10 protein-coding genes are annotated in these 14,449 nt (G+C 33.6%); 3 read left to right on the forward strand and 7 right to left on the reverse strand.

The window, feature by feature from the left end:
* Nucleotides 1–64 precede the first annotated feature (64 nt).
* From GKZ86_RS10330 to guaA, 7 genes are all read right to left on the reverse strand, one after another.
* Nucleotides 65–1,678, reverse strand: a complete 1,614-nt coding sequence (locus GKZ86_RS10330; protein WP_154783029.1) for a CTP synthase — start codon at nt 1,676–1,678, stop codon at nt 65–67.
* Between the two features lie 558 nt (nt 1,679–2,236).
* On the reverse strand, nt 2,237–2,473 hold the full coding sequence (locus tag GKZ86_RS10335; protein WP_154783030.1) for a DUF3820 family protein: 237 nt from the start codon (nt 2,471–2,473) through the stop codon (nt 2,237–2,239).
* Between the two features lie 212 nt (nt 2,474–2,685).
* A complete protein-coding gene (nagB, locus tag GKZ86_RS10340; protein ID WP_154783031.1) occupies nt 2,686–4,614 on the reverse strand; it encodes a glucosamine-6-phosphate deaminase in 1,929 nt (642 codons plus the stop codon).
* A 417-nt stretch (nt 4,615–5,031) separates the two neighbouring features.
* On the reverse strand, nt 5,032–5,433 hold the full coding sequence (locus GKZ86_RS10345) for an OsmC family protein (RefSeq protein ID WP_154783032.1): 402 nt from the start codon (nt 5,431–5,433) through the stop codon (nt 5,032–5,034).
* Nucleotides 5,433–7,535 carry a LysM peptidoglycan-binding domain-containing protein gene (locus GKZ86_RS10350; RefSeq protein WP_154783033.1) on the reverse strand — a complete coding sequence of 701 codons (2,103 nt, stop codon included), beginning with the start codon at nt 7,533–7,535 and terminating at the stop codon, nt 5,433–5,435. Before GKZ86_RS10350 ends, GKZ86_RS10345 begins: the two co-directional genes overlap by 1 nt.
* A gap of 95 nt (nt 7,536–7,630) precedes the next feature.
* Nucleotides 7,631–9,547 (reverse strand): LysM peptidoglycan-binding domain-containing protein, encoded by a 1,917-nt coding sequence (locus GKZ86_RS10355; RefSeq protein ID WP_154783034.1) that lies wholly within the window; start codon nt 9,545–9,547, stop codon nt 7,631–7,633.
* Nucleotides 9,548–9,608: 61 nt separating this feature from the next.
* Nucleotides 9,609–11,138, reverse strand: coding sequence for a glutamine-hydrolyzing GMP synthase (guaA, locus tag GKZ86_RS10360; protein ID WP_154783035.1), 1,530 nt, complete (start codon nt 11,136–11,138; stop codon nt 9,609–9,611).
* A gap of 235 nt (nt 11,139–11,373) precedes the next feature.
* On the opposite strand from guaA, the gene GKZ86_RS10365 reads away from it, so the two are divergent.
* From GKZ86_RS10365 to GKZ86_RS10375, 3 genes are all read left to right on the forward strand, one after another.
* Nucleotides 11,374–11,901: a hypothetical protein gene (locus tag GKZ86_RS10365; protein WP_154783036.1), complete on the forward strand. Its 528-nt coding sequence runs from the start codon at nt 11,374–11,376 to the stop codon at nt 11,899–11,901.
* Between the two features lie 168 nt (nt 11,902–12,069).
* Complete coding sequence (locus tag GKZ86_RS10370; RefSeq protein ID WP_154783037.1) at nt 12,070–12,522, forward strand: hypothetical protein; 453 nt, start codon at nt 12,070–12,072, stop codon at nt 12,520–12,522.
* Between the two features lie 97 nt (nt 12,523–12,619).
* Entirely contained in the window at nt 12,620–14,356 is a 1,737-nt protein-coding gene (locus GKZ86_RS10375) for a thiamine pyrophosphate-dependent enzyme (protein WP_154783038.1), read from the forward strand.
* The last annotated feature ends 93 nt before the right edge of the window (nt 14,357–14,449 follow it).

A 14,449-nucleotide genomic window follows, 5' to 3' on the forward strand; every position in this document is an offset into this window, starting at 1 on the left:
ATTCGTTAAAGGCTATTAGTTATGAGTTTAACTCAAACGTTACAACTTTTCAGAATATTAATTATTATTTTTTATGTGCATCTACAGCAGCAGCCACAAAATTCACGAAAATTGGATGTGGGTTTGCAACGGTACTTTTGTATTCAGGGTGATATTGTACACCAATGAAAAACGGGTGATTTTCAAGCTCTACGATTTCAACCAATCCTGTATCAGGATTTACTCCAGAAGCTTTTAATCCTGCTTTATGTAATTCATCTGCGTATTTATTATTATACTCATAACGGTGACGGTGACGCTCCGAAATTGTTTTTTGACCGTAGATTTTATACGCTAAAGTGTTTGGTTTAATATCACATTTCCAAGCACCAAGACGCATTGTTCCTCCTTTATCGGTAATTGTTTTTTGCTCTTCCATCAAATCTACAACCGGATGTTTTGTTTTTTCATTCATCTCAGTTGAATTCGCTTCAGCATAACCTAAAATATTTCTTGAATATTCAATTACAGACATTTGCATTCCTAAACAAATTCCGAAAAACGGAATATTATTTTCACGTGCAAAACGAACTGCTTCAATTTTTCCTTCAATACCTCTTTCTCCAAAACCAGGCGCAACTAAAACTCCGTCAAGAGTTCCTAATTTTTCTTCTACATTATCAATATTAATGTGTTCTGAGTGAATCGAAATCACATTAACTTTTGTTTCATTTGCAGCACCTGCATGAATAAACGCCTCTAAAATAGATTTGTAACAATCCTGCATTTCTACGTATTTTCCAATTAAACCGATATTTACGGTATGTTTTGGATTTTTTAATCTGCGTAAAAAAGTATTCCAGTTTTTTAAATCCGGAGCTGCTTTTTTAGGTAAATCTAATTTTTTCAAAGCCACAACATCTAATCCTTCTTCAAGCATTAAATTTGGAACTTCATATATTGTTGAAGCATCGATCGATTGAATAACTGCTTCTTTTTTAACATTACAAAACAAAGCCAGTTTTTGACGTAATTCCTGAGACAATTCATGCTCAGTTCTACAAACCAAAATATCAGCTTTTATACCGCTTTCCATCAATGTTTTTACAGAGTGTTGCGTAGGTTTTGTTTTTAACTCACCCGCAGCAGCTAAAAATGGAACTAATGTTAAATGAATAACAATTCCGTTATTTTCTCCCAACTCCCAAACCAACTGACGAACAGACTCTATATAAGGTAAAGATTCAATATCACCTACAGTTCCACCAATTTCAGTAATTACAATATCATAATCGCCTGATTTACCAAGCAATTGCATTCTGTCTTTAATTTCGTTTGTAATATGAGGTACAACCTGAACCGTTTTTCCTAAAAATTCTCCTCTTCTTTCTTTCTCAATAACAGAAAGATAAACTCTTCCTGTAGTAACGTTATTAGCCTGAGAAGTAGGAACGTTAAGAAAACGTTCGTAGTGTCCTAAATCTAAATCAGTTTCGGCACCATCATCTGTTACATAACACTCTCCATGCTCGTACGGGTTTAGTGTCCCCGGATCTACATTAATATACGGATCGAATTTTTGAATAGTTGTACGGTAACCTCTTCCTTGTAACAATTTTGCTAAAGATGCTGCGATAATTCCTTTTCCCAAAGAAGAAGTCACACCACCTGTAACAAAAATATATTTTGTTTGATTCATTCTGTTGTTGTTTGTATTGTAGTTGTGTAAAAAACTTGGCAAAAGTACAAATTTAATTAGACAATTTATCAATAAGAGAATGAGATAATTTGCAAATTTTTAAACAGAATGATTACTTGGTTTTATAATCGATAATTTTAACTTTTAATTAGAGTTTTTTTTGAAGAATGTTCTTAATTCAAGAGAATAAAATAATCTTTCAAATTACTAGAAAAAGAATATAAAACTTAAAAAAAGCAAAGTCATAGATATATTTCAGCAGTAACAAGCAATACTTATAAAAAGAGGTAAATATTGAACAAAAAAAATATTATAATTTTAAAACATCGACTTGTACACATTTAAAAATTCAGTCTTGAATTCTGTGGTGTCAATATACTTTTAAAAATTATAATATTTTTTATGTAGTAAATATTATAATTTCAAAATATTGACTTGTACACATTAAAAAATTCAGTCTTGAATTCTGTGGTATCAATTAGTTTTTAAAAATTGTAATATTTTATATATCAAACTTAAATAAAAAAAATGAAATAGCAAAAGATTTTTCTTACTATTTTATTTTAAAGGTTTAGGGTACTGTTTTTTAATGTTTCTGATCAATTCTTCTAATCCATTTAATTTTAATTCATAGATAAGCGCCAATTGCTGACCTAATTCACCATTAGGAAATCCTTTACTATGATACCAAACTACATAATATTCAGGTAAATCAATTAAAAAACGTCCTTCGTATTTCCCGAAAGGCATTTTGGTATGAGCTAATTTTATGAGAAGTTTTTTGTCTTGTTCCATTTTTTTTAGAGAAGAAAGAAGCCAGAAGAAAGAAAATAGATTGTTCAGCTTACTTTAGTTGTGTGCAAAACTATCATTTATTTTTTCTTTTACCACAGGTTAAAAGGATTTAAAAGATTTTCGCCACGAATTCACGAATTGGTTTAAATCAATTCGTGAATTCGTGGCGAATATAAAATCTTAGAATCTTAGTTCCTTACAACCTTAGCAGCTTAGTAATGCCATCTCACAAACGCTTCCATCGCGGCATAACTTGCTAAACCTAATTGTTGGTATAAAGCTGCTGTTTCGTGGTTTCTGTCTTCGGCTCTTTGCCAAAACTCCCTGGCATCAGTTCCCTGAAAAACAACACCGTCTTTTTGGGATTGGTGTTTGAAGATTCCGTGACGTTTTGCCAAAACCTGATCCGGACTCATCGGTACTGCCATTTCAACTTCATCGATTCCCCATTCCTGCCATGCGCCTCGGTACAACCATAACCAGCAATCATTCATGAATTCTTTTGGTTTTAATACTTTTACAGCTTCAAAAATAGCATCCAGACAAACTTTATGGGTTCCGTGTGGATCTGCCAGATCTCCTGCTGCATAAATTTGATGCGGTTTTATTTTTTCAATTAAATCAACTGTCAATTGAATATCTTCCGGTCCGATTGGTTTCTTTTCGATGGTTCCGGTTTCATAAAATGGTAATTCCATAAAATGAATCTGGTCATCGTTCAGCCCCACAAAATGACTTGTGGCTCTCGCCTCGCCTTTTCTGATCAACCCTTTAATATATCTTACTTCGGGAATATCAATTTCGCTGTTCTTTTTATTCTCTAAAAATGTTTGTGCTTTTTGATATATGTTATCTGCTTCCGCGCTTTTGATGTTGAATTTTTCGTTGTAATCAATTACGAATCTGGCAAATCTTAAAGCTTCGTCATCCGCAACCGCGATATTTCCAGAAGTTTGGTACGCCACATGCACTTCATGTCCCTGTTCCTGCAGGCGCATGAAAGTTCCTCCCATACTGATGATATCATCATCGGGATGCGGACTGAAAATCAACACACGTTTTTTGGTTGGTTCTGCCCTTTCAGGACGGTTGGAATCATCTGCATTTGGTTTTCCACCCGGCCAGCCCGTAATGGTATTTTGCAGTTTGTTGAATATTTTGATATTGATGTCGTAAGCAGGACCTGAATCTGCCAGTAAATCACTCATTCCGTTTTCGATATAATCGGCATCGGTAAGCATTAAAATTGGTTTTTTAAGATCCAATGCCAGTCCCAAAACCGCTTTTCTGATTAACTTATCGGTCCAGATTACTTTTTCAACCAGCCACGGCCTGTTGATTCTCGTTAGTTTTGAAGAAGCTTCTTTGTCCAAAACAAAAACCGCATTATTATGTTCCTGTAAAAACGAAGCCGGAATTTGATTCGTTACTTCATCTTCAACTGATTTTTTAATAATGCTCGCTTTTCCTTCTCCCCACGCCATCAATATTACTTGTTTGGCTTCCATGATTTTTTTTACACCAAGGGTAATAGCGGTTCTTGGCGTGTTGCTCAATCCCGAAAAATCCTTGCTTGCCGCAACCCTTGTAATATGGTCCAGCGCCACCAAACGTGTTTTTGAGTTTTGAAGCGAACCCGATTCATTAAAACCAATATGTCCGTTTCCTCCAATGCCAAGAATCTGCAGATCGATTCCGCCCAAAGCTTCGATTTTGGCTTCGTATTCATGGCAGTAATCCGCGATTTGTTCCTTGGTTAAAAGCCCGTCAGGAACATGCGCGTTTTCAGGCAGGATATCAACATGGTCAAACAAAAGTTCTTTCATGAATCGGACATAACTGTTGATCGAATTAGGCTGCATCGGATAATATTCATCCAGATTGAAACTGATTACGTTTTTAAAACTCAAACCTTCTTCTTTATGAAGTCTTACCAGTTCAGCATATAATCCTTTTGGGGAAGATCCTGTGGCCAATCCCAAAATACAAGGCTGGTTTTCTTTTTGTTTTGATTGAATTAAAGCTGCAATTTCTTTGGCAACCGCTTTTGAGGCATCAGATGAATTCTCAAAAACAACCGTATTGATGTTCTCGAAACGTTTCTCGAATCCTGTTGCTTTGTCTACTTTACTTTTTAACATAACTATATATTTTCTTTTATTTTAAATTTCTGTCTTTATCAAAATCATTTCAAGAAGCCTAAATCTCGTTACAAAGAAATTAAATCACTCAAAATCAATATTATATAAAGATAAACCCTTTCAAATTACAATACAATAAAACTTAGCAAACTCAATTAAACCTAGACTTCAGGCTTTTTTGCAAATTATTATACCGAATTGCAATTATTTTGTAAATGTATGCATTTTTTTTGCAATACAAAGAAAATATAACTTAATAACTTTTTCTTAACTACTTGTTATATATAAGAAATACTAAGATTTTCAACGTAATTTCCATTTAATTCCACTATGCATATTTTTTGCAATCTATTTTTGCATTAAATGAAAAAGCCATCAGTTTCCTGATGGCTTTTTAAATATTCTTAAATTATTTAATTACTTCCAGTTAAAAGTAATTCGTTTTTCGATTTCATTACTTAAACTCAAAAACACTGGGCAAGTCATTCCTGCACGTTCTAAAATAGTTCTTGTTTTTTCGTCAACATCACCTTTCATTTCAAAAATAATTTCGATTGCGCCAATTCGTCTTGGCTCTGCATTCATTATTTTAGTTACTTCAGCTGTTGAGTCGTTAATATTAACATTCAAATCACGAGCTTTAATTCCCATAATTGTCATCATACAACTTGCCAAAGCATTTGCAACTGTATCAGTTGGAGAAAACGCTTCACCTTTTCCGTTATTATCTAATGGTGCGTCAGAAATAATTTCACTTCCTGATTGCACATGAATAGATTTTGTTCTTAAATCGCCTAAATAGGTTACTTTCGATGTCATTAATTTGCTACTTTTAAAGTTAAGTCTGTATCATAATACAAAATGTAAACACCTCTGTTAGCGTGTCCTCCATCTTCTTTTTTATAATACTGAAATTTATTATCAACTTGTTCTGTTGTTATTGAATCTGTCGTTTCCTGATATGTTTTTTCCTGAACCAAACGCATCATCGTATCAAAAGTTACATCAAAACCACGAGTTGCATAAGTGTTTGGATTAACCTTGTTTTTTAATCTGTATTCTTTTTCAAAAATCATAACAGGCTGCTCATCACTTTCACGTGTTACAGAAGGGTACATTAATTTTAGTTTTACCAAATTATCAAAACTAATTTCGTCAGTATCAAGCGTACTGTTTGGCTCTAAAATTACCAATTGCACCTGACATGTTTTTTGCGCATCCAATAAAGCTTTTATCGTTGTTTTAACCATAGCAGTATTAGCCGTTTCCATCACAACATAATTCATTCGGTTTGGCAACAATAAACTTTTTAAACTTGCTACATCTAAACCTCCTGTTTCTGACAATCCGGCAAAAACAACTCCTTTTTGATTTTGTTTGATATAACTTATTACTGATTCTTTTTTCTTGTCTACAACAGCAACAATATTTCCGTTTTTAGCACGCATATAATCAAAAACAGCATTTCTAACTACATCATTTGTAGGTACTGATTGGTACAAATTATCAATTGGATTAGCGGTATCTTTTGATAATGGCGAAATTACCGGAACATTATATAGTCTTAATGAATTGGCAGTTGACTCAGCATTGCTTTGATAAAATGGTCCGATAACGGCATTAGCATCTTGCAATTTATTTTGAGAAATTAAAGCTGAAATGTTCGAAGTGTTTTTAGTTTCCTGCGAATCATAAATTGCCACATCAATTGGTAATTTTAAGGCTTTCGCCGAATCTATCGCCATCAAAGCACCTGAATAAAAATCAAGTGTCATGTTCAGGAATTTATCCTTTTTTAATCTGGTTGCAACACTTGTAGTGTCGTTTTGCATTTTAGCGATGTTAAAAGGCAATAGCAAAACGACTTTTTTACGCTCATTTTGACCTCTCTTTTTCGTTAATTCTACCACTTCCGGATCAGCAGAAACGGTTTCAGATTTCACTTTTTCAAGAATTCTGATAGATCCGCCTGTGTTTTCTACTGGTTTCTCAACTGTTTTTTCGATCGGTTTTTCAACTGTTTGTTGTGGCTGTTGTTGTGCGATGATCGGAACCGGCGCAACAAATCCCGACGGTACTTTTAAAACCATTCCTTCTTTCAATCCTTCAGAAAGTGACGGATTTAATGCTGTCAATTCATCCTGAGTTAACTGAAATGTTCTTGATAAACTATAAAGTGTTTCTTTAGGTTTCACTTGATAATCCATATAAGTTGTTCCTTTTTTCGAAGCTTCGTTTGATTTTTTAGCTTCAGCTTGTTTTTCAACATTTGCTGTCGAAGCTGAAACTTCTGTTTTTGGAGCGGTTCCTTTTATGGTCAATCTATATCCAACAGGTAAACTTGCAACAATATCAGGATTACGTTTTTCTAAATCCTCAATAGTAGTTTTATATTCTTTTGCAATCGAATATTTAGTTTCTTTTGCTACAACATCATGATATACATATTTTTCTGAAGTTGTTGATTTTGCAGTCGTTGCTACGCTTTTTGGCACTGATCCTTTAGCGGGAATAGTAAGCGTTTGTCCTATTTGTAACCCATTTGCTACTAAAAACGGATTCGCAGCTTTTAAGGCTTCATCAGAAACACCGTATTTTTTCTCTATTCCAAATAATGTTTCTTTTGGCTGTACTTCATGCGTTGTTTCTTTTCCTGTTGCAGTATTTTTAGATGCTGTAACTTCTTTTTTTACGGCAGTAGCTTTGCCTGAAGTTGGAATCAATAAAACCGTATTAGGCACTAATCCAGTTCGCGCATCAGGATTTAAAGAGTAAATATCATAAGGCGTAACCTTAAATTTCTCTGCAATCTGATTGATAGTTTCTCCACTTGAAACTTTATACTTTACTACTTTTTCCTGGGCAAAAGCAGAACAAGTAATAAAAAAAACAAGAGATAATAATGCTAAATAATATTTCATAATAGGGCTTAAAACAATTAATTTTTAATTCAAAAACAAGATACTAATTTTTGTCTAAGCAAGATTCAGGCCACTTGTTATTTTTTACTTCATTATTATCTAAGATCAATTTCTGCTTTAGCAATAATGATGTTTTTATATAACTCAACTTCTTCCTTTTTCTTGCATTGATATAAAAGTTCTTCCATATTTGGATACTTATCTGAGTAAACATAGTACGAAAGACTGTTTATATTAAAGAAAAAACTAGCATTAAAATCGCCTGAATCAATAAGTTCCATAATAAACTTATCTCTGGGCGCTGCATCTGTAAATATACCTAAAACTAAGTAATAGCCGTTTGAAACTTCTTTAAGATTATCATAAACTTCTATCTTAATATTTTTTTCATTTTTAAACGGATTTTCTTTGAGTTCACGCTTCATTTCTTCTAAAGAAACCGATTTAGAAACTACTTCTGAATTTCCTTTATTTTGATTTTTAATAGCTTCATCCTGATACTTTTTAAGTTTTATCAAGGCTACTTTATCATCAAATTTTCTGGCTTCCATATTATAATAAGAAGCTTTGCTAATGTGACGTTTTATCTCAATTGTTTTTTGGGTATCAAGCGAATCAATTTTCGAAATCAACAATTGATTTTGTGCATCGCCTTGTTCCTGCTCTATTTTATATCGTTTTATTTCTTCTAATGAAAGACGCTGCTGTAATGAAGTTACGCTGTTTTTCTTTTCGCTTTCGCGGATTTTCTTCTTGTATTCCTGATTTTCTTCGAGCGCAATTCGCTCTACTTTATTCATTAATCCGGCGTAAGCTTTTCTGTTTTCAGCCAATTCTTTTTTCAGTTGAGAAGACAATTCACTTGTTTTGCCTATACTTTCATACGATTGTTTCTCTAAACGTTTTGATTCATCAACATTCAAAACATCCATTCGTTTTAAATCAATCAAATCATTATTCATGGTATTTACCAATGAATCCAATTTAGCCATTAGAATATCCTGCACATTTTTATTTGCCTCTAAAACCAAACGCAGTTTTTCTACAGAATTGTCTTTAGAACCGCTCATATCATTCAGGTTCAATTTTAAATCATTAATTTTTATAATTTTCTGATTCATTTCTTTCTGAACAACCAATCTGTCTTTTAAATCTTCTAATTCTACTGTTTTTGCTTTCGTTTTTTCAACAATAACTTGTTTTTCGGCCAAAGCCAACATCAATTCTTCGCCTTCGTTTGTTGGTTTTATTGCTGTTGTATTGATGGCTAATTTATTACCAATAACCAATCCGTTTACAATTTCAGGATTTTGAGATTCTAACTGATCTATAGAAATAGAGTATTTTTTAGCAATAGAAAATTTAGTCTCTTTTGGCTCAACAACGTGAAAAATAGTTTCTCCGTTTATAACACGAACTCTTCCATCTAAGGTTTTTCTTTTATTTGGAATAGCAATCGTTTGTCCAATTTGCAAACCGCCCTGAAGTAAATCTTTATTTAAATTTTCTAAATCCTGTACCGAAACATTATATTGTCTGGCAATACTAAATAATGATTCTTTGGCAAGTACCTGATGCGTTGCTTTTGAAGAAGTTGTAGTTTCCGTTTTTGGAAGATTTGAAGCATTTTGCGGAATAACTAATTCCTGACCAATCTGAAGTCCGTTGGCAAGAATTGTAGCATTTGCATTCTGAAGAGCTTCAACAGAAACATTGTATTGTTTTGATAAACCAAAAAGCGTTTCTTTTGGTTGAACAATATGTGTTACTTGTTGGTTTGAATTTTGTTTTCCTGCATTGTGAACAGGAATTTTAAGAACCTGATTATCCTTGATTCCGCTTTGCGATTCTGGATTGAGTTTGTAAATTTCATCTACAGAAACCTGATATTTTTGGGCAATAAAATAAGCAGTTTCTCCTTTTTGAATTTTGTGTTCAATAATTGAATCTTGCGCAGTTATTTTGTTAAAAGACAAAACAAACACAAGAGAAATCGTTAAAAGTTCTCTCATAAATAGTAGGTTATAAAAATTAAGGCCTTACAAATGTAAGACCTTAATTTTAAATATGGTACTATTCCCACTCAATTGTTGCAGGTGGTTTTGAACTTATATCGTAAACAACACGATTCACGCCTTTTACCTTATTGATAATATCATTCGATACTTTCATCAAGAAATCATACGGTAAATGAACCCAGTCAGCCGTCATACCGTCAGTAGATTCAACAGCTCTAAGCGCTACTACTTTTTCGTACGTACGCTCATCGCCCATCACACCAACACTATTTACAGGAAGCAAAATTGCTCCGGCCTGCCAAACTTTGTCGTATAATCCCCAAGATTTTAATCCGTCGATAAAAACAGCATCAACATCTTGCAAAATCTGAACTTTTTCCGGAGTAATATCTCCTAAAATTCTAATTGATAATCCCGGACCTGGAAAAGGGTGTCTTCCTAATAATTCAGGATCTATTCCTAAAGTAGCACCAACTCTTCGAACTTCGTCTTTAAACAACATTCTAAGCGGTTCTACAATTTTTAATTTCATATAATCAGGCAATCCACCTACATTATGGTGTGATTTAATCGTTGCCGATGGTCCTTTTACCGAAACTGATTCGATTACGTCAGGATAAATAGTTCCTTGCGCCAACCATTTTACGTCTTCGATTAAGTGAGATTCATCATCAAAAACTTCGATAAATACACGACCAATGGTTTTACGTTTGGTTTCAGGATCACTGATTCCGGCTAATTCACCTAGAAAACGATCTCCGGCGTCTACTCCTTTTACGTTTAATCCCATTCCTTTGTATTGATCTAATACATTTTGGAATTCGTTTTTACGAAGTAAACCGTTATTTACGAAAATACAGTATAAGTTTTTTCCAATTGCCTGGTGTAATAAAACTGCGGCTACAGTAGAATCTACTCCACCTGACAATCCTAAAACAACTTTATCATTTCCTAATTTCTCTTTTAATTCTCCCACCATTTCTTCAACGAAAGCATTTGGTGTAAAGTTTTGAGGAACCTCGGCAATTTTTACTAAAAAGTTTTCCAGCATTTTTGATCCATCTGTAGAATGGAAAACTTCTGGATGGTATTGAATTCCGTAAGTTGTTTCACCTTCAATTTTATAAGCAGCAAATTCTACGTCATGCGTGCTCGCTAATTTTACAGCATTTGTTGGAAGTGCTTTTACACTATCGCTGTGACTCATCCAAACCTGGCTGTTCTCTGAAACTCCTTCAAAGAAAACTTCATTATCTTTTATATAAGATAAATTAGCTCTACCGTATTCTCTGGTGTTTGAAGCTGCGACTTCGCCTCCGCTGAAATGCGCTAAATATTGTGCTCCGTAACAAACTGCCAACATTGGAAGTTTGCCTCGAATTTGAGATAAATCAGGATGTGGAGCATCTTCTGCACGAACAGAAAATGGGCTTCCTCCCAAAATTACGGCTTTATAAGGTGATAAATCACTAGGAAAGTGATTGTAAGGGAAAATTTCGCAGAATATATTTAATTCGCGAACTCTACGCGCAATAAGCTGTGTATATTGCGATCCGAAATCTAAAATAAGTACGTTGTGTTGCATGCGCAAAAATACTTTTTATATTTCAATCTTAAAAATCGGAACAATGAAAAAATAATATTTTTTTTTATTGTTCCGATTTTAGCAAAGGTTCTGAGGTACTAAGTTGCTAAGATTCTAAGGTTATTGGGCTAAAAAAACAAAGAAAACTTAGTAACTCAGAACCTTAGCAACTTAGTACCTTCCAAAAAAAATCCAACCTTCAAAAAAAAACGTATTTAAGAAAAAACCCATTTATATGAAATCAAAATTAATTGCCTTTACCCTTTTATTATCTCTATTTTTAACGTCTTGTGATGCCGTTGATGATTTATTGACATTTACAATTTCAAATGAAGCATCGATCAAGATAAAAAGTACTTCACCTATTAATTTACCAACAGAAATTATTACACCGGATGTTACTACAAATTCATCGGCTGAATTTGATAATAACAAAACAAAAGCAAGTTTGGTGAAAGATGTAAAATTGAAATCGCTTAGGCTTTCGATTACAAATCCTGACGGAAAGACTTTTACGTTTCTAAAATCAATTCATTTATATATTTCAACAACTGATTCTGATGAAATAGAATTGGCTTATCAGGATAATATTAATGAAACAACCAATATGATTGATTTGATTAGTACTGATGCTAGGTTAGATCAATACATTAAAGCAGATAAATACAAAATAAGAACGCAGGTTACATTAAAAGAATCACTTACTCAAGATGTAACTGTAAAAGCAGATATGAAGTTTAGAGTTACTGCGGATCCGTTTTAATCAAAGGTGCTAAGATTCTGAGTAGCTAAGGTTCTAAGTTTTTTAGAAGTTTAAAAAAACTCAGCAACTCAGAATCTTAGCCACTTAGTTTCTCTAAAAAGGGTTCAGAGGTTTCAAGGTGTAAAAACTTTGTACCTTTGAACCTTTGCTACTTTGAACCTATAAATAATGAAAATAATTAAAACGATATTGCTACACCTTATAATCATTTTTATTGTTGTTATCTTTCCTGTTGTTGTATATGAATTTATGTCAAATCATAACTATAATGATTTTGCATTTATTGGCGGAATATCTTATTTTATTTATGCTTTTTATCTGGCACTTAAAATTAAAAGTCATCGGGTAAAAGTTATCGTTTTAGGAATATTATATTCTTTATTAGCGCTCTGCGTTGGAATGTTATTTACTGAAATCAATGAATTTTCAATTCTTTTCTTCACAACAGTCAACTTAATACTTCAGGCTTTTTTATTAATAAAGCATCCCAAATCTAAAGACAGAGCCGTATGGAAATCCTATTTAATTAGTTTTGTCATTACTATGATTCTGTCATTTTTCTTTGCTTTTTTATGGTTTCTTGCTATGGCTGCAAGCGGAATGCCTTCCAATTATTATTAACAATGTGATGTAGATTATAAAATATAATCATTAAAAAATAAAACAAACTCAGTTCAATGATTGTTACCTTTAAGATTAAATTCTAAAAAACACAATCATGAGTAAAATAGTTGCAGAACAATTAGTTGACATGTTGGTAGAGGCTGGAGTAAAACGCGTATATGCTGTTACCGGTGATAGTTTAAATCATTTTAATGATGCAATACGCAGGAACGGAAAAATAAAATGGATTCATGTTCGCCATGAAGAAGTTGGTGCATACGCTGCTGCTGCTGAAGCCGAATTAGACGGTTTTGCGGTTTGTGCCGGAAGTTGTGGTCCCGGACATGTACATTTAATTAATGGTTTGTATGATGCACATCGCTCGCACGTGCCTTTATTAGCTATTGCATCTACTATTAATACAAGTGAAATGGGAATGGATTATTTTCAGGAAACCAATACGATTAAACTTTTTGATGACTGCAGCCACTATAATCAAATGATTATGACGGCTGAACAAGCGCCTCGAATTATACAAACCGCCATTCAACATGCTTTAGGCAAAAAAGGTGTTGCCGTTATTGGTTTACCGGGTGATGTTTCTGAATTAAAAGCGGTTGAAAGCAATATTTCGACGCAGTATTTTCATTGTAATCCTGTTATTCGTCCTTCAGATACTGAATTACAGCAATTAGCAAAAGCTATAAATGAAAGCACAAAAATAACTTTGTTCTGCGGAATTGGAGCTGAAAAAGCACACGATCAGGTCGTACAATTATCTCAGCATATAAAAGCTCCTGTAGGATATTCTTTCCGTGGAAAAATGAGCATTCAGCCCAATAATCCTAATGAAATAGGAATGACGGGTTTACTTGGTCAGCCTTCTGCTTATCATAGTATGCATGAATCGCATTTGGTTTTATTGCTAGGAACTGATTTTCCGTATGATAAATTCATGCCTACTGATAATAAAATTATTCAAATCGATACAAGTTCTGAACGTTTAGGAAGACGAGCCAATCTTTATATGGGATTATGTGGTGATGTAGCCGATACTATAGATGCTTTACTCCCATTATTGGAAACCAAAACAGATGATAGTTTTTTACAAGCTCAACTTAAACTTTATAGTGCTGTAAAAGAAAATATGAACACTTATATTGATGATAATGGCGGAGAAGACACTATTCAACCGGAATATCTTGCTCATATTATTGATAAATTAGCTAATAAAGATGCTATTTTCACCGTAGATACTGGAATGACTTGTGTTTGGGGGGCGCGTTTTATTAAAGGAACAGGCGAACGAAAAATGCTGGGTTCTTTTAATCACGGATCAATGGCAAATGCAATGCCAATGGCTATTGGAGCAGCTCTCGCACATCCTGAAAAACAAGTTATCGCGATGTGTGGCGATGGCGGTTTATCGATGCTTTTGGGAGATCTGGCAACCATTCATCAAAATAATATTCCCATTAAAATTATTGTTTTTAATAATCGTGCTTTGGGAATGGTAAAACTCGAAATGGAAGTTAGCGGATTGCCGGATAATGAAACCGATATGGTTAATCCTGACTTTGCCTTAATTGCACAGGCAATGGGATTTCAGGGTGTAAATGTTCACAAACCAGAAGATGTAGAAGGAGCAATTGAAAATGCATTTCGCCATAATGGTCCCGTTTTACTAAATGTCTTTACAAATCCTAATGCCTTGGCAATGCCGCCAAAAGTAGAATGGGAACAAGTGGTTGGTATGGCAAAATCGATGACAAAATTAATGCTCGGTGGAAAAATGGAAGAAGTTTTAGATACGATTAAATCGAATTATAAACACTTGAAAGAAGGATTGTAATTTTAAAGGTTCTGAGGTTCTGAGGTTCTGAGTTGCTAAGGTTCAAAGATTTTGAATTACAAAAAAAAAGAAAAAAACTTAGCAACTCAGAAC

This window comes from Flavobacterium sp. LC2016-13 (assembly GCF_009707955.1).
GTDB lineage: Bacteria > Bacteroidota > Bacteroidia > Flavobacteriales > Flavobacteriaceae > Flavobacterium.

What these genes read in the sequence shown, in the direction of transcription:
- GKZ86_RS10330 (WP_154783029.1), bottom strand. Translation starts at nt 1,678, where the DNA reads ATGAATCAAACAAAATATATTTTTGTTACAGGTGGTGTGACTTCTTCT.
- GKZ86_RS10335 (WP_154783030.1), bottom strand. Translation starts at nt 2,473, where the DNA reads ATGGAACAAGACAAAAAACTTCTCATAAAATTAGCTCATACCAAAATG.
- nagB (WP_154783031.1), bottom strand. Translation starts at nt 4,614, where the DNA reads ATGTTAAAAAGTAAAGTAGACAAAGCAACAGGATTCGAGAAACGTTTC.
- GKZ86_RS10345 (WP_154783032.1), bottom strand. Translation starts at nt 5,433, where the DNA reads ATGACATCGAAAGTAACCTATTTAGGCGATTTAAGAACAAAATCTATT.
- GKZ86_RS10350 (WP_154783033.1), bottom strand. Translation starts at nt 7,535, where the DNA reads ATGAAATATTATTTAGCATTATTATCTCTTGTTTTTTTTATTACTTGT.
- GKZ86_RS10355 (WP_154783034.1), bottom strand. Translation starts at nt 9,547, where the DNA reads ATGAGAGAACTTTTAACGATTTCTCTTGTGTTTGTTTTGTCTTTTAAC.
- guaA (WP_154783035.1), bottom strand. Translation starts at nt 11,138, where the DNA reads ATGCAACACAACGTACTTATTTTAGATTTCGGATCGCAATATACACAG.
- GKZ86_RS10365 (WP_154783036.1), top strand. Translation starts at nt 11,374, where the DNA reads ATGAAATCAAAATTAATTGCCTTTACCCTTTTATTATCTCTATTTTTA.
- GKZ86_RS10370 (WP_154783037.1), top strand. Translation starts at nt 12,070, where the DNA reads ATGAAAATAATTAAAACGATATTGCTACACCTTATAATCATTTTTATT.
- GKZ86_RS10375 (WP_154783038.1), top strand. Translation starts at nt 12,620, where the DNA reads ATGAGTAAAATAGTTGCAGAACAATTAGTTGACATGTTGGTAGAGGCT.